The organism is Rhizobium indigoferae, from assembly GCF_034554815.1.
GTDB lineage: Bacteria > Pseudomonadota > Alphaproteobacteria > Rhizobiales > Rhizobiaceae > Rhizobium > Rhizobium leguminosarum.
The window spans coordinates 3,527,501-3,551,589 of the sequence record NZ_CP140635.1 but is presented as its reverse complement, the minus strand read 5'-3'; the positions used below and the strand labels follow the sequence as shown (position 1 = coordinate 3,551,589).

16 protein-coding genes and 2 pseudogenes (1 of these 18 cut by a window edge) are annotated in these 24,089 nt (G+C 62.6%); 7 read left to right on the top strand and 11 right to left on the bottom strand.

Going from position 1 to position 24,089, the window contains the following annotated elements; genetic code table 11:
* Positions 1-22: 22 nt before the first annotated feature.
* Positions 23-655, top strand: coding sequence for a hypothetical protein (locus U5G49_RS17685; protein ID WP_193445277.1), 633 nt, complete (start codon positions 23-25; stop codon positions 653-655).
* On the opposite strand, the gene U5G49_RS17680 is transcribed toward U5G49_RS17685, so the two are convergent.
* Positions 640-1,302, bottom strand: coding sequence for a sulfite oxidase-like oxidoreductase (locus tag U5G49_RS17680; RefSeq protein ID WP_193445278.1), 663 nt, complete (start codon positions 1,300-1,302; stop codon positions 640-642). The genes U5G49_RS17685 and U5G49_RS17680 overlap by 16 nt on opposite strands.
* Before the next feature lie 292 nt (positions 1,303-1,594).
* On the opposite strand from U5G49_RS17680, the gene U5G49_RS17675 reads away from it, so the two are divergent.
* The 6 genes from U5G49_RS17675 (at position 1,595) to U5G49_RS17650 (ending at position 9,534) form a co-directional block, all read left to right on the top strand.
* Positions 1,595-3,391, top strand: a complete 1,797-nt coding sequence (locus U5G49_RS17675) for a sensor histidine kinase (protein ID WP_322790937.1) — start codon at positions 1,595-1,597, stop codon at positions 3,389-3,391.
* Complete coding sequence (locus U5G49_RS17670) at positions 3,388-4,722, top strand: sigma-54-dependent transcriptional regulator (protein ID WP_193445280.1); 1,335 nt, start codon at positions 3,388-3,390, stop codon at positions 4,720-4,722. The genes U5G49_RS17675 and U5G49_RS17670 overlap by 4 nt, the downstream gene beginning before the upstream one ends.
* Before the next feature lie 325 nt (positions 4,723-5,047).
* Complete coding sequence (locus U5G49_RS17665) at positions 5,048-6,031, top strand: tripartite tricarboxylate transporter substrate-binding protein (RefSeq protein ID WP_028733468.1); 984 nt, start codon at positions 5,048-5,050, stop codon at positions 6,029-6,031.
* A 142-nt stretch (positions 6,032-6,173) separates the two neighbouring features.
* Complete coding sequence (locus U5G49_RS17660; protein ID WP_193445281.1) at positions 6,174-6,635, top strand: tripartite tricarboxylate transporter TctB family protein; 462 nt, start codon at positions 6,174-6,176, stop codon at positions 6,633-6,635.
* Positions 6,636-6,644: 9 nt separating this feature from the next.
* Positions 6,645-8,150 carry a tripartite tricarboxylate transporter permease gene (locus tag U5G49_RS17655; protein WP_193445290.1) on the top strand — a complete coding sequence of 502 codons (1,506 nt, stop codon included), beginning with the start codon at positions 6,645-6,647 and terminating at the stop codon, positions 8,148-8,150.
* A 214-nt stretch (positions 8,151-8,364) separates the two neighbouring features.
* Positions 8,365-9,534, top strand: coding sequence for a M20 aminoacylase family protein (locus U5G49_RS17650; RefSeq protein WP_193445282.1), 1,170 nt, complete (start codon positions 8,365-8,367; stop codon positions 9,532-9,534).
* Positions 9,535-9,591: 57 nt separating this feature from the next.
* Here U5G49_RS17650 and U5G49_RS17645 read toward each other — a convergent pair whose 3' ends face one another.
* The 10 genes and pseudogenes from U5G49_RS17645 to U5G49_RS17600 all read right to left on the bottom strand — a co-directional run.
* Positions 9,592-11,379, bottom strand: coding sequence for an adenine deaminase (locus tag U5G49_RS17645; RefSeq protein WP_193445283.1), 1,788 nt, complete (start codon positions 11,377-11,379; stop codon positions 9,592-9,594).
* Positions 11,376-12,286 (bottom strand): annotated as a pseudogene (locus U5G49_RS17640) (nucleoside hydrolase). The gene U5G49_RS17645 and the pseudogene U5G49_RS17640 overlap by 4 nt, the downstream one beginning before the upstream one ends.
* A gap of 107 nt (positions 12,287-12,393) precedes the next feature.
* Entirely contained in the window at positions 12,394-13,437 is a 1,044-nt protein-coding gene (locus U5G49_RS17635; protein WP_193445284.1) for a LacI family DNA-binding transcriptional regulator, read from the bottom strand.
* A 175-nt stretch (positions 13,438-13,612) separates the two neighbouring features.
* Positions 13,613-15,046 carry an efflux transporter outer membrane subunit gene (locus U5G49_RS17630; RefSeq protein ID WP_113544453.1) on the bottom strand — a complete coding sequence of 478 codons (1,434 nt, stop codon included), beginning with the start codon at positions 15,044-15,046 and terminating at the stop codon, positions 13,613-13,615.
* Between the two features lie 150 nt (positions 15,047-15,196).
* On the bottom strand, positions 15,197-18,307 hold the full coding sequence (locus tag U5G49_RS17625; RefSeq protein ID WP_193445285.1) for an efflux RND transporter permease subunit: 3,111 nt from the start codon (positions 18,305-18,307) through the stop codon (positions 15,197-15,199).
* 47 nt (positions 18,308-18,354) lie between these two features.
* Complete coding sequence (locus tag U5G49_RS17620) at positions 18,355-19,566, bottom strand: efflux RND transporter periplasmic adaptor subunit (protein ID WP_193445286.1); 1,212 nt, start codon at positions 19,564-19,566, stop codon at positions 18,355-18,357.
* A gap of 169 nt (positions 19,567-19,735) precedes the next feature.
* Positions 19,736-20,338, bottom strand: a complete 603-nt coding sequence (locus U5G49_RS17615; RefSeq protein WP_112904877.1) for a TetR family transcriptional regulator — start codon at positions 20,336-20,338, stop codon at positions 19,736-19,738.
* A 211-nt stretch (positions 20,339-20,549) separates the two neighbouring features.
* Positions 20,550-21,494: a phosphoribosylaminoimidazolesuccinocarboxamide synthase gene (locus U5G49_RS17610; RefSeq protein ID WP_018445869.1), complete on the bottom strand. Its 945-nt coding sequence runs from the start codon at positions 21,492-21,494 to the stop codon at positions 20,550-20,552.
* Between the two features lie 84 nt (positions 21,495-21,578).
* Positions 21,579-23,320: pseudogene (locus U5G49_RS17605) on the bottom strand (SLC13 family permease).
* A 102-nt stretch (positions 23,321-23,422) separates the two neighbouring features.
* Positions 23,423-24,089: the 3' portion of a phosphoribosyltransferase gene (locus U5G49_RS17600; protein WP_112904873.1), read on the bottom strand. Its footprint extends 20 nt past the window's final position; the window shows 667 of its 687 coding nt (coding positions 21-687); its start codon lies off the right edge, out of view; it ends in the stop codon at positions 23,423-23,425.

The following is a 24,089-nucleotide window of genomic DNA, read 5'->3' as shown; positions in this document are numbered from 1 at the left end:
AGCCCGACTTTTTCGAGCGAGTATGAAAAGCAGCAGAACCACACCACTCCTGTCGGCGGCGTTTATCACGGCCGCCTTTTTGTGTGTGGTTGCCGGAAGCGCTTCTGCTCATAGCCGCAGCGATGGCGGCAGCCATGCGGGCCTCAATATCCCGGAGATTTCCCATGGCGAGATGGCTATCATGTCTGACTATCGCAGTGGGATTATCGACCTTGCATCCCGCGCAGTCGATACGAACGAGCCGTTCCGGCGCGTTCTGAACTATGCCGAAATCCAGTATTCCTACTGCCTATGGGGCCGGATGCCGGGCAGTGTGACCGACGAGCAAAGCCCGTTCAACGAATGCGCCCATGCCTATCTCGCGGCGGCCAAGGCGGTCTTGCTTTCGATGCGTGAGATGCCACGGGAAAGAGCTGCGGCGGATGAAATCATTTCCGCGGTCGATGCCGATATGGTGCGGCGCGGTCTTGCGCTCATCACCTGTCGGTTCAGCGGCGAGGCCTTCAACACTGCTGATATCGTCAAGCCACGCTGGAGCGGGATACCATTCCATGCCGCCAGCATGGCGTCGCTGACGGGGCTTGCCTCCTTGTTCGGCTTTAGCGTGTTTGCGCTTCGCCGTTTCTCGCGGCCGAAAGCTCAATCGTCGGAATAGCGCTGCTCGCGCCAGGGATCGCCATAGATGTGATAGCCGTTCTTTTCCCAGAAGCCGGCCTGGTCGGCGGGCATCAGCTCGATGCGGCGCAGCCATTTGGCGCTTTTCCAGAAATAGAGATGCGGCACGACGAGGCGCATCGGGCCGCCGTGCTCCGGCGTCAGCGGCAGGCCTTCCCAGGCGGTGGCAAGGATCGCGTCTTCGGCGGCGAAATCGGAAAGCGGCAGGTTGGTGGTATAGCCGTCATAACTTGTCAGCATGACGTAAGCTGCTTCCGGCTTGGGCATGGCGAGATCAAGCAGATCGCGCGTCGAAACGCCCTTCCATTTGTTGTCGTAGCGCGACCAGGTGGTGACGCAGTGGATATCGCTGACCCCAGTGCTCTGCTCGATCGCCTGGAAGGCAGTCCAGGTGAGGGTAAGCGGCGTTTCGACGAGGCCGCGCATCTCAAGCCGCCAGGTATCTGTGGAGATGACAGGCTGCTGGCCGAGATCGAGCACCGGCCAGTTCTTGACAAGGTGCTGGCCAGGCGGCAGGCGCTCGGCTTCGGGACGGCTGATGCGGCCGGTCAGGAACTTGCCCTCGACCGCCCAGCGGCGCTTGGATGTGGTGAGTTTACTGTCGGCGGGCGTCTGGTCGTCGCTCATGGGCGGGGCCTCCTTGCGGTGCAGCAATAGGACATCCGCCCCTGCCGGGTGTCAAGTTTCGGCAGGCCCTTGGAAATCCTTGTCCACCCCCATAGAGCGCCGCGCGTCCGGCAGGACGCGCTAAGGACGCTCTATCACTTTGAATTGGCGCATAATCCTTTCCGAAAATCGATTCCGATTTTCGGGGTTATGCGTTAACTTGAGCCGTCGGGTATGCCTCGCTGGGGAGTGGAGGCAGAAAGGGGAGGAGCCGGATCTGTCTTCGAGATATCGTGCGATAGCGGCTTTGCTGGTGGTGCCGCTGATCATCTTCGCCTTCTTCACTTATGGGAGCGCGATTGCGACGCGCGCCTATATGGAGGAGGCTTCGGCACAGGCAGGAACGGCGCTGCGGCTTGCCGTTTCAGCACTCAGCGGCCATCTCAACCGCTACGAGGCGCTGCCGGCGCTGATCGCCGATCACGACGACATCAAGGAATTGGTGAGCGCGCCCGAGGATGCGGCGCTGCGCTATGCGGCCAATCTCTATCTCAAGGAGATCAACGGGCTGCTGAAATCCTCTGACATCTACGTGGTCAAGCCGGATGGAGAGACGATCGCGGCCAGCAATTACGATGGGCCCGGAAGCTTCGTTGGACAGAATTTCAGCTACAGGCCCTATTTCCAGGATGCGATCGAAGGCCGGCAGGCGCGCTTCTACGCGCTCGGCACCACCTCGTTGAAACGCGGCTATTATTTCGCTGCGCCGATCCGGACCGGTGCGGATATTCGCGGCGTCATCGTCTTCAAGGTCGATATTGATATGATCGAATCCTCCTGGGGCGGCGGCGAATACAAGATCTTCGTCTCCGATCCCGAGGGCATCATCTTCATGTCCGGCAGCCCGGAATGGCTTTACGGCGCGATCCTGCCGCTGACGGCGGACCGCATCGCACGCACGGAGGCCTCGCGGCGCTATGCCAATGCCAGGCTGGCGGCGCTGCCAGTGACGCGACATCACTTCGAGCAGCATGAGTTGATGACGCTGGCCGGCGAGCGCGACTCGAGCGAATATCTGGTGCTCTCGCATTATATGCCGGCCGAGGACTGGACGGTGAACGTGCTGATGGAGACGAGTTCCATCCGCGCCCAGGCGCGCACGGCGCTTGCCGCCGTGTTTCTTATTCTCTGCATTGCAGGGCTTACGGTGGCCGTCCTTCGCCAGCGGCGGGCGCGGCTTGCCGAGCGCATGCAGTTGCAAGCGGAGGCCCGCAACGAACTGGAACAGCGCGTCGAGGAGCGCACGGCCGATCTTGCGCGCGTCAACAGCCGCATCGAGGAGGAGATCGCCGAACGGCGGCTGACCGAACAGCAGCTCCGCCAGACACAAGCCGACCTCATCCAGGCGGGCAAGCTTGCCGGCCTCGGGCAGATGTCGGCTGCCCTTTCGCACGAGTTCAACCAGCCGCTCGCCGCCGCCAAGACCTATACGGACAGTGCCTCCGTCCTCATCGACCGTGGGCGGACGGAGGAGGCGCGGGATAATATCCGGCGGATCGGTGGGCTGATCGACCGCATGGCTGCGATCAGCCGGCACCTGCGCAACTTCGCCCGCAAGCCGAACGAGAAGCTCGGGTCGGTGTCTCTCGACGAGGCGATGCATGATACGCTCGAGATCATTGCCTGGCGGCTGAAGGCGGCGGACGCCGAACTCCTGCTGGATCTCGGGCCGCGTCCGCCGGTTGTGCGCGCCGGTTCGGTGCGTCTGCAGCAGGTGCTGGTGAATGTGATTTCCAACGCGGCCGATGCGGTGGAAGGGCTGGATGACAGACGCATCGAGGTTTCGGCCTTCGAGGAGGCCGGCAAGGTAGTGCTGACAGTGCGGGACCACGGGCCTGGCGTGCCGGCGGCGATCGCCGAGCGTATCTTCGATCCCTTCTTCACGACGAAGGGTGTCGGCAAGGGGCTCGGCCTCGGGCTTTCGATCTCCTACAACATCATCAAGGATTTCGGCGGCAGCCTTGCTGCTGCCAATCATCCCGAAGGGGGCGCAGTGTTCCGCATCGAGCTGCAATCGGCGGCAGGGCTGATGCCGGAGGCGGCGGAATGAACGATGCGAAGATCCTGCTGGTCGACGACGAGGAGGAACTGCGCCGCTCGACGGCGCAGGCGCTGGAGCTCTCCGGCTTCAACGTCGAGACCTATTCTAACGGCGACCACGTGCTGGAGCTGATCGGCTACAGCTTTCCCGGCGTCGTCGTCAGTGACATCCGCATGCCGGGCATCGACGGCATGACGCTGATGCAGAAGATCCGTGAGCTCGATCCGGAGGTGCCGGTCATTCTCGTCACCGGGCACGGCGATGTGCAGCTTGCGGTGAAGGCGATGCGCGAAGGCGCCTATGATTTCATCGAGAAGCCGTTCACGCCCGAGATGCTCGCCGGCGTCATCCGCCGGGCGATGGAGCGGCGCGGCCTCGTGCTCGAAAACCGGCTGTTGAAAGCGGTCGCCGGCAAGCGCGACGATATCGAGGCGCGGCTGCCGGGGCGCACGCAGGTGATGGTGGATTTGCGCTACCGCATCCGGGCGATCGGGGCGAGCGATGCCGATACGCTTATCGTCGGAGAAACGGGTGCGGGCAAGGAGGTGGTGGCGCGTGCGCTCCATGACATCAGCGCCCGGGCGAGCCGGCCGTTCATTGCGATCAATTGCGCCGCACTGCCGGCAAACCTGATCGAGAGCGAGCTTTTCGGCCATGAGGTGGGGGCCTTTCCGGGTGCGGTGAGGCCACGTTACGGAAAATTCGAACATGGACGCGGCGGCACGATCCTGCTCGACGAGATCGGCTCCATGCCCTTCGACCTGCAGGCGAAGTTTCTGCGGGTGCTGCAGGAACGGGTAATCTCACGGCTCGGATCGAACGAAGTGGTGGCGCTGGACGTGCGCTTCATCGCGACGAGCAAGGTCGATCTGGAGGCGGAGGTGGCGGCGGGGCGTTTCCGCGCCGACCTCTTCTATCGGCTGAATGTCGCGACGCTGCATGTGCCGTCGCTGTCGCAGCGGCGGGCGGATGTTCCGCTGCTTTTCCTGCAGCTGGTGCGGGAGGCGGCGGCACGCTACGGCCGCGACGAGATGGCCGTGCCGCCGGACGTGATTTCCGACATTGCTCAGCGCGACTGGCCCGGCAATGTGCGTGAATTGAGGAACGCCGCAGACCGTCTGGTCCTCGGTCTCGACAATGGCGGGCGCCAAGCCGAGGAGGCGACCGGGCTTGCTGAGCGTGTCGCCGAATTCGAACGAGGAGTCATTGCCAGCGCGCTGGTGGCCCATGGCGGCAGCCTTAGGCCGGTCTATGAGTCGCTCGGCATTTCCCGGAAGACCCTCTACGAAAAGATGCAGAAATATGGTCTCGACAAGCGGATGCTGACCACCGAAAGTTAGCCCTTTTTGGAAGGAGCATGCTCTTCGAAGTGACGAATCCGGCGGCTGGCGGCGCATTCTCTCCGACCTCAAGGCGCTGATCGAGACCGGCGAAGTGGTACTGCCCCCGAAAAGTAAGGGGGTGGCAACAGTGCGATGGGTGGATTTCCACCCATCGCACCGGCCGTTTGTTTCCGAATCGACCCATGCTGCATCGCACTGTCGCAAAATCGTCTTTCGAAAGTGGCCGCAATGATTGCGGGTCGATTTTTCCCGGCGGCAAATAGGTCATCCCCGGCGCGGAGGATGTGTCGGCGGGCTTGCTTATTTCATCAGGGAGGAAACGATGAAAATTCTGAAGGCCATGCTCGGCCTGACCGCGGCTGCCGCGGTCTCTGTTCTCGCCAGCGTCGCTTCGGCGCAGACCTATCCCGAGCGCACCATCACCATGGTCGTACCGTTTGCGGCCGGCGGCCCGACCGATACCGTCGCGCGCCTGGTCGCCGAATCCATGTCGAAGGATCTCGGCCAGCAGATTGTCGTCGAAAATGTCGGTGGCGCGGGCGGCACGCTCGGCGCCGGCCGCGTGGCGAATGCCGATCCCGACGGTTATACCATCCTGCTGCACCATATCGGCATGGCGACCAGCGCCACGCTCTACCGCAAGCTTGCCTATGACACGCTCGGCGCCTTCGACTATGTCGGCCTCGTCACCGAGGTGCCGATGACGATCGTTGCCCGCAAGGACATGGAGCCGGCCGACCTCAAGGGGCTGATCGATTACATCAAGGCCAATAAGGACAAGGTAACGGTCGCCAATGCCGGCATCGGTGCGGCCTCGCATCTCTGCGGCATGATGTTCATGAGCGCCATCCAGACGCCGCTGACGACCGTTCCCTACAAGGGCACCGGCCCTGCCATGACCGATCTGCTCGGCGGCCAGGTCGACGTCATGTGCGACCAGACGACCAACACGACGAAGCAGATCCAGGGCGGCACGATCAAGGCCTATGCCGTTACCTCGCCCAAACGCCTCGACGTGATGAAGGACGTTCCGACCGCCGTCGAAGCCGGCCTGCCGGGTTTCGAAGTCGGTATCTGGCACGGCATCTATACGCCGAAGGGCACGCCGGCTGAGATCAACGAACGTCTGTCGAAGTCGCTGCAGGTGGCGCTGAAGGATCCGAATGTCGGCGCCCGCTTCGCCGAGCTCGGCACTACGCCATCCTCCGACGCTGACGCGACGCCGGCTGCGCTGAAAGCCAAGCTCGAAAGCGAGATCGTCCGCTGGAAAACCGTGATCGAGGCTGCCGGCGAATATGCCGACTGAAGATTATCCTCATCCAGGACATGCCGGATGAGCCCCTCACCCTAACCCTCTCCCCGCATGCGGGGAGAGGGTGCCGGCAGGCGGATGAGGGGCAATCGCATCAGCAGCGCGTCACTAGCCATCTCCAACCCCAGGAGACACCATGAAATCCATCAGTTTCGATACCACCAATGCGATCTGCGGCGCGCTTTTCGTCGCGACCGGTGCTTTCTTCGCTATCCAGTCGCTGGGGCTCGACCTCGGCACGACAGTGCGCATGGGGCCCGGTTATTTTCCCCTGGTGCTTGCCGGCGTGCTCGTGCTTCTCGGCGCGATCATCTTCGCTCAGGCTCTCCGCGTAGAGGGCGAGCCGATCGACCCGTTTGCCTGGCGCGGCATGCTCTTCATTCTGCCGGCGCCGGTGTTCTTCGGGCTGACGGTGCGGGGGCTCGGATTTGCGCCGGCGCTGTTCTTCACCGCCTTCATCGCCTGCTTCGCATCGCAAAAGATGAACGTGGTGTTTGCGATCATCCTCTCGCTGCTGCTGACTATCTTCTCGGTTGCGGTCTTCAGCTACGGGCTCGGGCTGCCGTTCGAGCGCTTCGGCCCCTGGGTCCGGTTCTAGGAGACGATGATGGATCTTTTCAGCAATCTCGCGCTCGGCTTTGCAACAGCCGGCACTCCGGGAAACCTGTTCTTCTGCCTGATCGGCGTGCTGCTCGGCACGCTGATCGGCGTGCTGCCCGGCATCGGCGCCACGGCGACGATCGCCATGCTCTTGCCGATCACCTTCCAGCTCGAGCCGGTCTCCTCGCTCATCATGCTCGCCGGCATCTACTACGGCGCGCAGTATGGTGGTTCCACGACGGCGATCCTGATCAACATGCCGGGCGAATCTTCCTCGGCCGTCACCGCGATCGACGGTTACCAGATGGCCCGCAAGGGCAGGGCGGGGGCAGCGCTTGCGATCGCGGCGCTCGGCTCGTTCTTCGCCGGCACCGTGTCGACCTTTCTCGTCGCGATCTTCGCGCCGCCGCTCACCGCAATCGCGCTGCAATTCGGTTCGGCGGAATATTTCTCGCTAATGATCGTCGGCCTTGTTTCCTCGATCGCTCTCGCGCACGGCTCTGTCGTCAAGGCGTTGGCGATGGTGGCGCTCGGGCTACTGCTCGGTCTCGTCGGTACCGACATCTATACCGGCACGCCGCGCTTCACGCTCGGTATCCGCGAATATGCCGATGGGCTGAACTTCGTGGCGCTCGCCGTCGGCGTCTTCGGGGTGGCGGAAATCCTGCGCAACCTCGAGGGCGAGTCGACACGCACGGTGCTGATGGCCAAGGTGTCCGGCCTTTTGCCGTCCCGCCAGGAGTTCAAGGAGATGATCGCGCCGGTCATTCGCGGTACGGCGATCGGTTCGGCGCTCGGCATCCTGCCGGGCGGTGGCGCCATCCTTGCCTCCTTCGCCTCCTATACGGTGGAAAAGCGGATGTCGAAGACGCCGGAGGAGTTCGGCAAGGGTGCGGTTGCCGGCGTCGCAGGGCCGGAATCGGCAAACAATGCCGGTGCGCAGACCTCGTTCATTCCGCTCCTGACGCTCGGCATTCCGGCCAATCCCGTCATGGCGCTGATGATCGGCGCAATGATCATCCAGGGCATCGTGCCCGGTCCGAACGTCGCCACCGAGCAGCCGGCGCTGTTCTGGGGCATCATCGCCTCGATGTGGATCGGCAACCTGATGCTGGTCATCCTCAACCTGCCACTGATCGGGCTCTGGGTGAAGCTCTTGACCGTGCCTTACTACGTGCTCTTCCCCGTCATCATGGCTTTCTGCTCGATCGGGGTCTACAGCGTCAACGCTAACGTCTATGATCTCTATGCCGTCGCCTTCTTCGGGCTCATCGGCTATGTGCTGGCAAAGCTTCGTTGCGAACCGGCGCCGCTCTTGCTCGGCTTCGTGCTTGGGCCGCTACTCGAGGAGAACCTCCGGCGCGCCATGATCCTGTCGCGTGGTGATCCGACGACCTTCGTCACGCGGCCGATCAGTGCCATTCTTCTGGCCATTGCGGTTGCCGTGCTGATCGTCGTCTTCCTGCCGAGCGTCAAGAAGAAGCGCGAGGAGGTGTTCGTCGAGGAGGCGTAGAGCATGATGCCGAAAGTGTGAGCGGTTTTCGGACGACATCACGCTCTAACTCTTTAATTGAGAACAGGATTCAGATTTTTGGTCCGGCCTAAAATCATCCTGTTCTGGGGTTGAACTTGTGGGCCGTTTGATAAACAAAGAATGATCTGATGCGGGCGCCGGTTGGGCGCCCGTTTCGCATGACAGGATATCCAGGCCTCAGGACCATTGCCCGATGAGCATTCCCGCCCGGATCAAGGATGATCTGCCGTTTCTGACCTCCATGCGCCGCGACCTGCACGCGCATCCCGAACTCGGTTTCGAGGAGGAGCGTACCGCCGGCATTGTCGCGAGGCTTCTCGAAGAAGCTGGTATCACGGTGCATCGCGGCCTCGGCGGCACCGGCGTGGTCGGCACGCTACAGCTCGGCAACGGCTCGCGCAGGATCGGGCTGCGTGCCGATATGGATGCGCTTGCCATGCCTGAAATGGTGGAGCGGACTTATAAATCGACCGCGCCCGGCAAGATGCATGCCTGCGGCCATGACGGCCATACGGCGATGCTTCTCGGCGCTGCGCGGCATCTTGCTGTGACGCGGGATTTTTCCGGCACGGTGCATTTCATCTTCCAGCCGGCCGAAGAAGGGCGAGGCGGAGCAAGGCGCATGGTCGAGGAGGGGCTGTTTACGCTTTTTCCCTGCGATGCCGTCTACGGGCTGCATAACATGCCTGGGCTTGCGGTCGATGAGATCGCCGTGGTCGAGGGACCGCAGCTTGCCTCCTCCGACAGCTGGCGCATGACCTTCCGCGGGACGGGCACGCATGGCGCCAAGCCGCATCTCGGCCGCGATCCGATCGCGGCCGCCGGCACCTTCCTGTCATCGCTGCAGACGATCGTCGGACGGGTGGTCGATCCGCTGCAGCCGGCCGTCGTCAGCGCCTGTTTCCTGCTGGCGGGCGACCCGAAGGCGCTGAACGTCATTCCTGATATCGTCGAGATCGGCGGGACGGCGCGGGCCTATTCGCCTGATGTGCGTAATCAGCTGGAGACCGAGATCGGACGTCTGGCGCAGGGTAGTGCAGCTATGTACGGCATCACCGTGGACTATGCATTCGAACGGCGGATTCCGCCTGTCATCAATGACGCGGATGCGACCATGCGGGCGCTCGCGGCGGCCGGCTCGGTGTTTGGCGGGAAGGTGCAGACAAGTTTTCCGCCGTCGACGGCGGGCGACGATTTCGCCTTCTTCGCCCAGAATGCGCCGGGCTGTTACGTCTGGCTCGGCAACGGCCCGGCGGTGGACGGCGCGCTGCATCACAACACGGCTTATGATTTCAACGATGAAGCGCTTGGTTATGGGGCCGCTTACTGGGTTGCGTTGGTCGAGCGGGAATTGAAGGTCTAGCTGGAGTTTGAGGTGGCGGGACGCACGCCCCTTTGTATACAGTCTGTGCGTCTCTGCTTACATAACCTCCAGCACCGGACTCTCAAGCACTTTCCCCGTCACCACATCGGCAATTCCCCGATCAGTCTGGTGCGGGCCGGCATTGCAGGCGAGCGTTGCGCCGAAGCAGGCCTTGAAGACCCGATAGGGTGGTTTCCAGTCGACAATCTTTTCCATTGCCTTACGGATGCCGACGAAGGCCAAGGCGGTCTCCTTCAGCGATGCATCCGTCACCAGGCCGGAGAGCGGCAGCCGCAGGATCGCCTCGATTCGGCCGTCCGTGGCGACCGCCATGCCGCCGCCGGCTGATATGACGGCGTTGGCGGCGAGCGCCATGTCGCGCGCGTTGCCGCCAAAGACGGTGAGGTTGTGGCTGTCATGCGAAACAGTGGTACAGAAGGCGCCGCGCCACTCACCCCAGCCGGTGAGGAAGCCGATACGCGGGGTACCATCGGCTTTGCCGTGGCGATGGGCGACGGCGATCATGGCGCTGCCCGCCGGCGGAACGACGAAACCGTCCCTGACCTCGGTTTCGGCCTCGCCCCATTGCGTGAAGCGCGGGCGGTCGATGGTGGCGACGCGGACGCGCTCGCCCTTCGCCGGAATGCGGAAATCATTCTCAGTCAGCGGCGGCAGCTTCACCGAATTGACAAGCGGCGCCGTATCAATCTGCTGGACGGCAGCCTGCATGCTGCCATTGCGGGCAGCGATGCGGCCACCTGATATGACCAGCCGTGCCCGGAATTCCATGAGGTCGTCGAAGAGCACGATGTCGGAGCGGCGGCCGGCGGCGACGAGGCCGAGATCGGTGCGCTTCAGACGTTGTGCGGCATTGAAAGTCGCGGCACGGATGGCCCATTCCGGCTTCATGCCGTAGCGCACCAAGCGCCTGATGACGTCGTCGAGGCCACCATCTTCCTGGAGTTCGTCGGGAAAGACGTCGTCAGTGCAGAGCGTGACGGTCGGAGGCAGGTGACCGAGACCGTTCAGCACATCGACGAACTCCTTCAGCAGATGGTCGTGCGAGCCGCGCAGCTCGATCGTCAGGCCGGCGGTAAGCTTGGCGAGGAGATCGGCACCGGAGGTAAGTTCGTGGTCGGAGGTGATGCCCGATGCCATGAAGGCGTTGAGATCGGCGCCTTCGAGGCCGCGGGCATGGCCGCAGACGAGCTTGCGGGCGGCGAGGCCGGCATTGACGATGGCCGTCATGCGCGGATCGCCGTCGATGACGCCGCGCATGTTCATCACTTCGGCGATGCCGTCGACGGCGGAGGAGCGCAGCATCTCGGCGACGACGGAGGCATCGAAATCGGCGCCGGCAAGTTCCAGGCCCGGTGCGGAGGGCACGCAGGAGGGCGCGAGCAGGATCATGCGCAGCGGCAGGCAGCGCGCCGCCTCGATCGCCCAGCGCACGCCGTCGAGCCCGTGGACGTTGCCGAATTCATGTGGATCCCAGACGATCGTGGTGACGCCGCGCGGCAGGACGGCGCTTGCATATTCGGCCGGTGTCACCATCGAACTTTCGACATGCATGTGCGTGTCGATCAGGCCGGGCGTCATGATGCTGCCCGAGGCATCGATGATCTCGACGGCATCAGTGCGGCTTGCCGGGGCATGGACGCTTGATATCAGCGCGCCGACGAGGCCGACATCGGCTTCCCGGATTAGGCCTGTCACCGCATCGAGCAACCGGCCACCGGTGATCAGCATGTCGAAAGGGGCGTCGCCGCGCGCAGCAGCGACGGCGCGGGCGCGCAAGGCGGGATCATTGAGATCGGCGGGTTCTTGACGAGGGATGGCGGTCATTTGCGGGCCTCGTTGACCAAAGCGGCGAGAATGATGACACGCGCCATGTCGGCATCGATGTCGGCGGCGAATTGGGCATTGAAGGTCGCATGCGTGGCGCGGGTCTCGACGACGGTGCGGCCACGGGTGAGGGCACCCTGCAGCTCAACGTCGATACGCGCGGGGCGGAAGCTGACGATATCTGGAGTGACGAAGGCGACCGCGGCGGAAGGGTCGTAGATCGCCATGGCAGGGCGGCCGCGGCTGGTGCCGATGCGGATATAACCCGAAAACATATCGGCGATGAGTTCGGCATTGACACCGCCGGCATGGCGCACCGGCTCGGCATCCTCGGGTCTTGCCAGCACCTTGCGGCAGAGGTCGAGATCGACCATGCGCAGCGGCAAGCCGTGGGCGATGACGATCGACAGGGCCTCGGGATCGGCGAGCGCATTGAATTCGGCGGAGGCCGTATGGTTGCCTGATGTGAGGCCACCGCCCATCCAGACGAGTTCGGTCATGCGGGCGGCAAGATCGGGTCGAGCAAGCGCCACGGCGGCGATGTTGGTGAGCGGGCCGAGCGCCAGGATGCGATGCTGGCCTTCGCGCCCCAGCCAGTGGCAGAGTGCTGCAAAGGCATCGCTTTCGGCAAGGGCAGCCGCCTGCGGCAGGCTCTTGCCTGACGTCGGGATGCCGGTTTCGCCAAGGATCGCCTGAGCGGTTTCGAGCTTGCCGAGAACAGGCATGGCGCGACCCGTGTTTTCCAGCCGAAGGCACTGGCTGCACCTGCGGCATTCATTCTCACCTGCGGCAGCGGCGTATTGCCGAAGACCAGTGATACGCCGTCGATCTCGAATTCAGACTGTACCACCACCAGAATGGCGGCGATATCGTCGAAGCCCATGTCTGTGTCGATCCAAACGCCCATGATTTCACCCGAACCGTTTGAGGGTTGCCGCGCCGGCAACCGGCAGATCGAAGGCGAGCGCGGTATCGAGGAGGAGTGCTGCCGAGGCAATGAAAGCTTTTTTCATCTTACATATTCTCCATCTCTGAAGTCTTTTGTGCCGGTTTCGCAGGCCCGGATGATTGGCGGACGATCAGCTGCATGGCGACGCGTTCAATCTTCGCGGTAACGAGCACGCCCTCCCGGATGCCGCTTGTTTTTATGGTATCCACCAGCGCCGACACGGCAATTTCGGCAATCCTCTCCATGTCCATCCGGACCGTCGTCAGCGACGGCGTAACAACAGGCGACCAGATGAGGTCATCGAAGCCGGTGACACTGACATCGGCGGGAATGTTGATGCCAGCCTGCTGCAACTCCGTCAGTGCCCGCAACGCCTGCAGGTCGGAGAGGGCTGCGAAGGCGGTGAAACCCTGCCTGACTTTTTCGGCGAGGCCGAGCGGGCAGCCACTGCCGTTCTCCTGCTCCAGCCGGTCGATCCACAGGGTTTCCGAATGCATGCCCGGGCGCAGGCCGGAGCGGATGCCGCCGGTACGGTCATTCTGGACGTTGGATTCCTGATTGTTGCCGATGATGAGGACACGGCGATGGCCGAGGTCCGCGAGATGGCCGGCGATTTCGAGCCCGCCCTGCCAGTGGTCGGCAGCAACCGTGCTTCCAGGCGTCGAGGGAGTGTCAATGATGGCGACCGGACAGGTGACGGCTGAAATGCGGGTGGCGCGACGGGGAATGATGACCATGCCGTCGACGCCGCGCTCGACCAGCCGGTTGATCGCCTCGGTCTGGGCGGCGACATCGCCGCGGGAATCGGCGATCAGCACGCCGTAACCTGCGGCGGAGGCTGCGAATTCGATCGCCTGGGCGATCTTCGGGAACAGCGGATTGGCAATGTCGGGCAGCACCAGGCCGAGAACGCCGCTGCGGCCGGTCCGCAGCGCCCGGCCGGCCTGGCTCGGGACGTAACCGAGCTCGGCCGCATGCTCGCGTATTCTTTCGACCAATTGGCCGGAGACCCGGCCTTTGCCGGAAAGCGCATTGGAGACCGTGGCGACGGAGACGCCAAGCGACGTCGCTATCCTGCTGAGGTTCGGTCCCTGACGCGATGCAGTCATGATCGACGACCACTCTGATTAATCGTTTAACCAGGTTAGTAGCTCGGCTTTTTCCGCCTGTCGAATCCGAATTCAACTTATGCGCAATTATTCGATTGCGGCATGCTGCCGGCAAGAAAAAGCCCCGCGAGACGATCGCGAGGCTTTGTATTCCTCAGATCGATTGAAGCAGCTGTCAGCCCTTGACAGCCACAACCTTCGCCGCCGGTGCGGTCGTCTTGCCGCCGGGGGCGAAGCCACCGCCGACTGCGATGTTCAGCGACACGTAGTCCCTGGCCGTCTGCTGGACCGCTGCGGCAAGGCTTGCCTGGGCAAGCGAAACCTGGCGCTGAGCGTCGAGAACGTCGAGCAGCGAAGAGGCGCCGTCCTTGTAGGACGCTGTGGAAAGTTCGAGTGTTTCCTGCGTGGTCTTTACCTGGGCCTGAAGTGCCGCGACGGTGCGGGCATCGCGCCGGACGGCCGAAAGCGCGTTTTCGACCTGCTCGACTGCGGTCAGCACTGTCGACTTCCAGTTGAGGTAGGCCGTGGCGGCATCGGACTGCGCCGACTTGACGTTGGCGCGCAGGCGACCGCCGTCGAAGATCGGCAGGTTGAGGGTCGGACCGAAGGACCAGGGGGTCAGGCCGCCATGGATGCCGCGCTGGTTGATGTAGGATGGCGAGATCGAGCCGCTGAGCGAGATGCTCGGATAGAGCTGCGCCTGGGCAACACCGATATTGGCCGTTGCGGCGGCGAGATCACGCTCGGCGACCCGGATGTCGGGACGGTTGCGGATCAGGTCTGCTGGAATGCCGGAGTTGATGCCGCCGCGGAATACCGGCTGACCGGCGCCCCTCAGCAGTTCGTCAACGAGTGCCGAGGCCGGGAGGCCGAGCAGCGTGGCAATGTGATGGGCTGATATGCGGATGTTGGTTTCAAGGCCCGGAATTTCGGCGAGCGTCGACTGCACCAGGCCTTCGGCCTGAACGACGTCGAGACGCGAGGCGGCGCCGGCTTCAAGCTGGAACTTGGTCAGTTCGTAGGTTTCCTGACGAGACTTCAGGTTGGCCTTCGAAAGCGCCAGGCGCTGCTGATAATAGCGAACGTCGATATAGCTCGACACAAGATCCTGCACGAGGGTCAGCTTGGCGACATCAGCCGATGCGTAAGCGGAATCGAGCGAAGCGAGCGCGCTTTCCGTGCTGCGCTTGTAGAGGCCGAATAGATCGAGCAGCCAGCTCAGCTGGACGTCGCCGGCGCTGGTGTTGCGCGTGTCGAGCTGCGTGCGCAGCTCGCCCTTCTGGCCGCTGACCGTCTGCGAGGCGCCGACCGTCAGGCTCGGCAGGCCGCCGGCGCCGGCGGTGGTGACGTTTGCGGAAGCTGCATTGATTCTTTCGATCGCCTGCTGAACTGTCAGGTTCTGATCGAGGCCGGCCTTGACGTAGCCGTTCAGTTTGGGGTCGTTGAAGGCGGTCCACCAGGCTGCGGTAGCAACATCGCCGACACTTTTTGCTCCGCCTTCTCCGAATTTGGCGGGCAGCGGCATCTCAGGAGGAACATGATCCGGGCCCACAACGCAGCCCGACAACAATAACAATAATGCCGGTGTGGCAAAACGAAGAGATACCATTCATTTCATCCTGTACTCGAGCAAGTCAATTCTTGTCCAAAGCTTCATGCTTCACTATCGGCCGCCGCGCCTCGTTCTACCAAAAACACCATTCCGAAGCAGTCGGGCGCAATGTAGCAACGGCAACTGCATTATCACAGTGCATTTATATCACAGTCCTGCCGCATTTTTGCCGCGTGTGGCAAAGATGCGTCGAATGACGACGAAAAACGACGGCACGAAGAAAATTCCGAGCATCGTCGCCGCCAGCATGCCGCCGAGAACGCCAATGCCTATGGCGTTTTGCGCCGCCGAGCCCGCGCCTGTCGCGATCGCCAGCGGCACGACGCCCAGAATAAAGGCAAGCGAAGTCATGATGATCGGCCGCAGGCGTAATCTCGCGGCTTCCAATGTCGCCTCGTAGAGCCCCATGCCGCTTTCCATACGATCCTTGGCGAATTCGACGATCAAGATCGCATTCTTCGCCGCCAGCCCGATAGTGGTGAGCAGGCCGACCTTGAAATAGACGTCGTTCGCCTGGCCGAAGAGGGTTGCCGCCGTCAGTGCCCCGAGAATACCGACGGGCACCGCCATGATCACCGAGAAAGGGATCGACCAGCTTTCGTAAAGCGCAGCCAGGCAGAGGAAGACGACGAGAACCGAGATCGCATAGAGCATCGGTGCCTGCGAACCGGAAAGGCGCTCCTGATAGGATATGCCCTGCCAGGCGACCGTATAACCGCCGCCGAGGTCATTGGTCAGGGCTTCCATTTCGTTCATCGCATCGCCGGAGGAAACTCCGGGAGCGGACGCGCCGTCGAGCGGGATGGCGCTGACGGCATTAAAGCGGGCAAGCGAGGGCGCGCCCTTCACCCACTCCGTGCGGGTAAAGGCGGAGAAGGGCACCATTTCGCCGTCATTGTTGCGGGCGTACCAGTGGTTGAGGTCGCTCGGCTGCATGCGGAAGGGCGCATCGCCCTCGACGTAGACCGGCTTGATCTCGCCATTCAGCGTGAAGTCGTTGACGTCGCGGCCGGTGAAGATGATCGACAACATCGAGTTGACCGAGGCGATGTCGACGCCCATGGCGCCGATCTTCTCCTGATCCAGCACGATGCGCATCTGCGGCTCGACTTCCTTGTTGCTGCTGCGCAGCGCCACGATCTTGCCCGACGTGTTGCCCATCTGGATCAGCCGCTTGGAGGCTGCCGTCAGGGCGTCGTTGCCGTGGCCGCCGGTATCGACGAGATACATCGAGAAGCCGCTCGACACACCTAGCCCCTGGATCGCCGGCGGCAGCAGCGCGAAGACCTGCGCCTCGCGGATCGCAAAGAAGCTGCGCAGCGCACGGTTGACGACCGATTGGGCGCTCAGCGTCGGATCGGTGCGCTGTGCGAAATCCTTCAGTTTGGTGAAGACGATGGCGCTGTTCTGGCCGGAACCGCTGAAGCCGAAGCCGAGCGCGCCGAAGACGGAATCGACGGCGTCCTTCTCGTTTTCACGATAATATTTCTCGACCTTCTCGACGACCGCCTGGGTTTGCTGCGTGGTCGAACCCGGCGGCGTGGTGACGATGGTCAGCAGCACGCCCTGGTCTTCCTGCGGCAGGAAGGAGCTCGGCAGGCGGGTGAAGAGATAAGCGCAGCCGGCGCCGACCAGGAGGAAGACCAGCATGACACGGATCGGCCGCTTCAGCAGATAGCCGATGGCGCTGATATAGCCGTTGGTCGAGCGCGTGAAGTTGCGGTTGAACCAGTCGCCGACACGGTGCTTCCTGTGTTCGCCGACCGGCTTCAGCATCGTGGCGCAAAGTGCGGGCGTCAGCACGAGGGCGACGAGCGCCGACAGCAGCATGGCCGAGACGATGGTGATCGAGAACTGGCGATAGATGATGCCGGTCGAACCACCGAAGAAGGCCATCGGAATGAAGACGGCAGTCAGGACGAGCGCAATGCCGACAATGGCGCCGGTGATCTCGCCCATCGATTTTTCCGTTGCCTCGAGCGGCGAGAGCTTTTCTTCGGACATGATGCGTTCGACGTTTTCGACGACGACGATGGCGTCGTCGACGAGAAGACCGATCGCCAGCACCATGGCGAACATCGTCAAGGTATTGATCGAGTAACCGGTGACCGCCAGCACCCCGAAGGTGCCGAGCAGCACCACGGGAACGGCAATCGTCGGGATCAGCGTCGCACGGAGATTCTGCAAGAAGACGAGCAGCACCACGAAGACGAGCACGATCGCCTCGATCAGCGTGTGCACGACCTTCTCGATCGACAGTTCCACGAACGGCGTGGTGTCGTAGGGATAGGTGATCTCCACACCTGCCGGCAGGCCGCGGCCGATGACCTCCAGGGCGGAGCGCACACGGGCAGCGGTATCTATTGCGTTGGCGCCGATCGCAAGGTTGACGGCAAAACCGGTCGATGGCTGGCCGTTGTACCGCGAACTACCGCCGTAGCTTTCCTGACCGATCTCGATGCGCGAGACGTCGCTCAGGCGCACCGTCGCGCCGTCCTTTTCGACCTTCAGGATGATGTGCTCGAAATCGGCGACGGTGGTCAGCTGGCTTTGAGCGGTGATGGTGACGTTGATCTGCTGGCCGGGGATCGTCGGCTGGGCACCGAGCGAGCCAACGGAGACCTGGGTGTTCTGCGCCTGGATGGCTGACGTCACGTCGCTCGGCGTCAACTGGTATTTCAAGAGCTTGAACGGATCGAGCCAGACGCGCATGGCGTATCCCGAACCGAAGACATTGATGCTGCCGACGCCTTCCAGGCGCTGGATCTGATCCTCGATCGAGGTCGACATGATGTTGCCGAGGTCGACCGAGTTGCGTTTGCCGTCGGTCGAAACAAGCGAGCCGACGAGAAGGATGCTCGAGGTCGAGCGGGTGACGCTGATGCCGGCATCGATGACGTCGCTTGGAAGCTGCGACTGAACCAACTGCAGTTTGTTCTGCACCTGCACCTGGGCGATATCGGGGTCGGCGCTCGTCCCGAAGGTGAGCTGGATGCTGGCCGAACCCGTCGATGAGGTCGAGGTCATATAAGTGAGATCGTCGAGGCCGGTCATGCCATCCTCGATGATCGTCGTCACCGATTTCTCGACAGTCTCGGCGCTGGCGCCGCGATAGGTGGCGTTGATGCGAACCGTCGTCGGGGCGATGTCGGGATATTGCGAGATCGACAGCATGAAGATCGCCAGCAGGCCGGCGAGCATGATGGTGATCGCAATGACCCAGGCGAAAATCGGACGTCGGATGAAAAACTTGGCCATCGGTTGTTCCTGTGCGACGAGACGGTGACGATGCGGGGCTTCAGCGATTACTTCGCTGCAGGCTTCTGCGCGTCACCGGCCGCGGGCTGCTCGGCAGGCACGATCACGCCGTTGTCATTGATCTTCATCGGGACCGGCTTCACCGGCATGCCGGAGGTGATCGATTGCAGGCCGCTGACGATCAACTGATCGCCGTCCTTGATGCCTTCGGTCACGAGCCAGGAATTGTTGGAGGGCGAGCTGTTCTCGAAGGCGCGGGTTTCGACCTTGCCGTCGGCGGAAACGAACTGTGCCGTCAGCCGGCCGTTGGCGTCACGGCTTGTCGCCAGCTGCGGGAGCGCATAACCGGCCTCGGCGCCAAGCTCGACGGTTGCGCGGACATACATGCCGGGCAGGACAATACGGTCGGGATTGGGAAAGAGCACGCGGATGATGAAGGTACCTGTGGTCTCGCTGACCACCTGCTTCGACATGTCCAGCTTGCCCTGCTGGTTGTATTCCTTGCCGTTTTCCAGGATCAGGTGGAAGACGACATTGGCTTCGCCCTTGATGTCCCCGGCGGCCATCGCATCACGCAGCTTCAAGAGGTTGGTGCTCGATTCCGTCAGCGAGATGTAGATCGGATCGAGCTGGCGGATCGTCGTCAGCGCCGTCGTCTGGTTGGCAGAGACGACGTTGCCGACATTAACGGCCGTCTGGTCGATGATGCCATCGAAAGGGGCGACGATCCTGGTGTGGTCGAGGTCGATCTGTGCCGCGGAAAGCGCGGCCTTCGCCGACTCGACTTCGGCCTTGGCCTGGAGCAGCGTCGTCTTGGCTGTTTCGAATTCGATCTGGGTGGCGCCGCTGCCGACGAGGCGCTGATAACGGTCGAGATTGCTTTCAGCGCTCGGCACGCTGGCTTGCGCCTTGGAGATAGCCGCCTTGGCCTGCTCGACGATGGCGATATAGGGTGCATCCTCGATCTGGTAGAGAAGGTCGCCCTTCTTGATTTCGCCGCCTTCCTTGAAGGCGATCTCACGGATGAGGCCGCTGACCTGCGGCCGGATATCGGCTGTCTGAAATGTCTCGGCGCGGCCGGGCAGGATCGTGGTGATTGGGAACGTGCCCTTCGTCAGCGCAATCACGCCGACGGGGGCAGCCTGCTGTGCCGCGCCTGCGCCCGCATTGCCGGCCGGCTTGGAGCCATTGTCGCTGCAGGCGGCGACAAGGGCTGCGAATGCCAGGGCCGAGGAGATGAGGAGGGCACGCCGTATCATGCTGAATTCCTGTGCGGTGGCAATCGCCGTTCAATCTACGAGCTCGGGCCTGCGGGCTCGGCTTGACCAAGCGCAGGCTTATATAAGCGTCAGGATTGAGTTCGCTCCAAATGCCGTTATCCGAATTTAAGAAAAGCTTTACGAAGTGACGTAATTCAGCAATCATCACTTAGCAAGCGCTATTTTGCAGTGCGGCATCGACGAAACACACGATTTTTTCGGCGCGGCGCACGAGCGTCTCCTTGTCGTCGCGGGCGATCAGGACAGGGTGCAGCACGCAGGCCAGGACGTCTGCGACGGTATGTGCCGCACTCCCGGCATCGCGGCAATGATAACGTCCCTCCGCCATGCCTTCGTGGATGATCTCGCCGAGCTTCGCTTCGATGCGGGCGCGATAGCGATTGCCGGCCTCGAGTTTGGCTTCGATCGTCGAGAGTACCATTTCGAAGATATAAGGGTTCTTCTGGATGTCCTGCAGGTGGCTCTCCAGCAGGCGCAGGATGAAGCGGAGCAGTTGTTCCCTCGGCGGCAGGTTCCCATCAAAGGCTGCGAAGCGCTCGGCAGCATCGTCGAGATGGCGTCCGGCGATCGCATCGACGAGCGCGACCTTGGAACGGAAATGCTTGAAGACATTGGCGGGCGACATGTTGAGCGCGCCGGCGATATCGGCGATCGACACAGCAACGAAGCCGCGCTCGCGAAACAGCATCTCCGCCATGGAGAGAATGTCCTCTCGCGTTTCCTCGGCCTTGCGTCTTGGCCTTCTTGTCATCTGTTCCCCGCCGGGCCGAGCCCGATACCCCTTTTTGCCAATGCTAGCGCATAAGCCCGAAAATCGGAATCGATTTTCGGAAAGGATTATGCGCCGATTCAAAGTGATAGAGCGTCCTTAGCGCGTCCTTTCGGGCGCGCGGCGCTCTAGCGCTATTGGACGAAATGCTGCAAGCCGATGATCGGCCCGGCGGCTTTCGTGTGCCGCGATTTCAAGGGAAATAGCGGGCGAGGTTGGTTCGGACACGGGCAAGCGGCGTCTCGCCGCTATTGTCGGGAACGAAGCGCTCACCGGTTATCGCCTCGTAGGCTTTGATGTAGACGGCCGAGGTCTGCTCGATCAGTTCGGCGGGGATTTCCGGGATCTCGTCCTTATAGGGATCGCAACGCTCCGCCACCCAGGCGCGGACGAAATCCTTGTCGAAACTTTCCGGGCGTTTTCCAGCGGCAAAGCTTGCCGGATAGCTTTCGGCAAGCCAGTAGCGACTGCTGTCCGGCGTATGGATCTCGTCGGCGAGGATAATGTTGCCGTCACCGTCGGTGCCGAACTCGTATTTGGTATCGACCAGGATCAGCCCGTTTTTCGCCGCCATCTCCTGGCCGCGAGCAAAGAGGGCGAGCGCATATGTCGACAGCGTCTGCCATTGCTCTTTGGTCAGAAGGCCACGCGTGACGATTTCGGCCGGCGTCAGCGGTTCATCGTGGCCGCCGTCGAATTCCTTGCTGGTCGGCGTGATGACAGGTTCGGGCAGGATCTGGTTGTCGCGCATGCCATCGGGCAGACGCATGCCGTACATCTCGCGCTCGCCCTTTTTATAAAGCGTCAGGATCGAGGTGCCGGTGGTGCCGGCGAGATAACCGCGCACGACGATCTCGACCGGCAGGATGTCGAGCCGCTTGCCGATGACAACATTCGGATCGGGATAGTCGAGAACGTGGTTCGGGCAGATGTCCTTCGTCGCCTCGAACCAGTAGCGCGCCGTCTGCGTCAGTACCTCGCCTTTATAGGGGATGCAGGTGAGAATGCGGTCGAAAGCGCTCAGCCGGTCGGTGCTGATAATGATGCGGCGTCCGTCCGGAAGATCGTAATTCTCGCGCACCTTGCCGCGATAATAGTTCGGCAATTCCGGGAAATGGGCTTCGGAGAGAATTCGCACGGCGCTCGACTGTCCTTAATTATTGGGTGAAGACTTCCTGCTCTAGTTTCATTGCTGGGGAAGTCAAGCCGATCGGGTAATGCATCACAGCCAGAACAGAGCGGTAAGAAGCAGGGCGAGGCCGTAACTTGTGACGGCAAGCGGCCAGCCGGCGCGCAGGAAATCGCCGAAGCGGTAGCCGCCGATGCCCATTGCCAGTGTGTTGTTGTGATGGCCGAAGGGCGTCAGGAAATCGAGGGAGGCGCCGGCGGCGGCCGCGATCAGATAGGCGTCCGGCGCATGCCGGCCGGCTCTTGCGAATTCCAGAGCGATCGGGGTCAGGACGATCGCGACCGTCGCGTTGTTGACGAAAGGCGTCAATGCCATGGCGAGGAAGAGGATGAGGGCCATGCCGATGAGCGGATGGGTGATCGGCACGACGAGGCTGAGCCAGCTGGCGATGGTTTCGGCCGCTCCGGTGCTCGCCACCGCCTGGCCGATCGGGATCATCGCCGCGAGCATGATGATGATCGGCCAATTGAGATCGGCCATCGCCCGACGGATGTTCAGATGATTGAGCAGAGCGAGCACGAGTACGACGACGGCAAAAGCGACGTCGGGACGCAGGCCGGCCGCGGAGGCGGCGACGCCACAGGCAAAGAGCGCGAAGGGCCGCCAGGAAAGGAGCGCCGGTTCGGCCGGTGTTGTCGAGGCGAGCGGCAGGCACTCGCTTTCCTCCAACGCTTCTGAAATCGCCGGGCGCGGCCCCTCCAGTGTCAATATATCGCCGATCGACAATTGCAGGTCGAGGAAGCGGCCCTCGATGCGTGGCGCGCGCATGGAAAGGGCGGTGACCGCTATGCCGCGACGGTGGAAGATTTCGAGCGAGCGGACGCGCGAACCGACCAACGTGCTTTCCGGCATGACGACGGCTTCGACATGGGTGAAATCCGGCTGCAGGCCATGCGGATGGGCATCGGCCATCAGCGCCTGCGTGGCGGCAAGGTCGGCAAAGACCGCATCGGCGCCCTCGGCAAGCAGCACGTCGCCCGGTTCGATCACCGACTGGTCGAGCGGACCGAAGACGAAATTATCGCCGCGGATCAGCGCGTGCGGCTTGATGCCGAAACGCACCGGGCAATCGGAAAGCCGCACGCCGATCAGTGGCGAGATATCAGGGATGTAACGCTCGACGACGACGCGGCGCGCGGCCGGGGAGGTCGTCACCGGTGTTTCGTCGGGTTCCGGAAACAGGCGCTGCACGCGAAAGGCGATGAGCAGAATTCCCGCGATGGCGACCGGCAGGCCGTCATAGGCGAAATCGAAGAAGCGAAAGCCGGTTCCGGTCGCCTTGGCGAGCGCATCGCTGACGAGCAGGTTCGCCGGGGTGCCGATCAGCGAAACGAGACCGCCGAGCAGGGCTGCGAACGAGACCGGCATGACGAGCTGGCGGCGGGGGATTTTCAGGGCTGCGCCGAGGCGTAGCGCCACCGGCAAGGTGATCGCAAAGGCGCCGATATTGTTCATGAAGATGGACATGAAGCCGGCGAGTGCGGAAGTGCCGGCGATGACGGTGAAGTCGGAGGGTCTTGTGGCCGCGAAACGGGCGGCGAGACTGTCGAAGAGCCTGGCGCGCGCGCGCACCTGGACGCGATCAGCAGGATCTCGACGACGGTGATGACGACGGGACTGGCGAAGCCCGTGAAGATCTGGTCGGCGGGATAAAGGCCGAGCGCATAGCCGGCAAGCAGGCCGGCGATCGAGACCACCTCGATGCGGATGCGATCGAGCGAGAAGAGAGTGAGCATCGCCAGCAGAAGGATCAGCAGGGATGCTTGCTCGAACATGGGCGGGTCCGTTGTCTCATCGATCAGGCGGACTGTAATCGTTCCTCATGCGCTGTACAGAGGCGCCTTCAGGTCAGGATTGAACAATCCTCACATCTCGCGTCAGGCTGGTGGTGCCTGCCACCGGCCGGCGGCATTCCGCTCCAGAATGGGCGTTGCGAAGACGCTGACGGTGCGCGCGATCCATTGTGGCCCGACGGCTGCGAGGCTGTCGCGCCACCGCTCCGATTGCAGCATAGCCGCACCGATGACGACGGGTTCGATACCACAGGCCATCAGCAGATGCAGGCCGGCAACGATCGAGGCGCCGCTGGAAATGACGTCATCGATGAGTGCGGCGCGCCGTCCCTGAAGCAGTGGGAGCATGCGTGGATCGATATAGAGGCGTTTCTGCTGTGTCGGCGTGGTGATCGAAGACAGGGCAACGGAGAGTTCGTCGCGATACCAGAATTTGCGTGAGGTGCCGAGCGGAACATAGCGGTCATGGCCGAGCTTCTGCGCCACGGCGGCGGCCAGCGTCAGGCCGAGCGTCGGCAGGCCGGCGACGACATCGATGCGCATGGACCTGATCTTTTCGGCGAGGCTTTCGGCGAGCGTATCGAGGACGAGGAAGCTCGCCTGGTTGACGATCAGCGAGGCGAGGGCGTGATTGCCATCCGCCAGCCCACGGATCGGCAGGCGAAGCTGACGGCCATCTTCGAGCGCGGCGACATAGAAAGAGGTGAATTCGCCATCGCCGGCAAAGGTGCCGGGCGGGTGGATCTCCTGC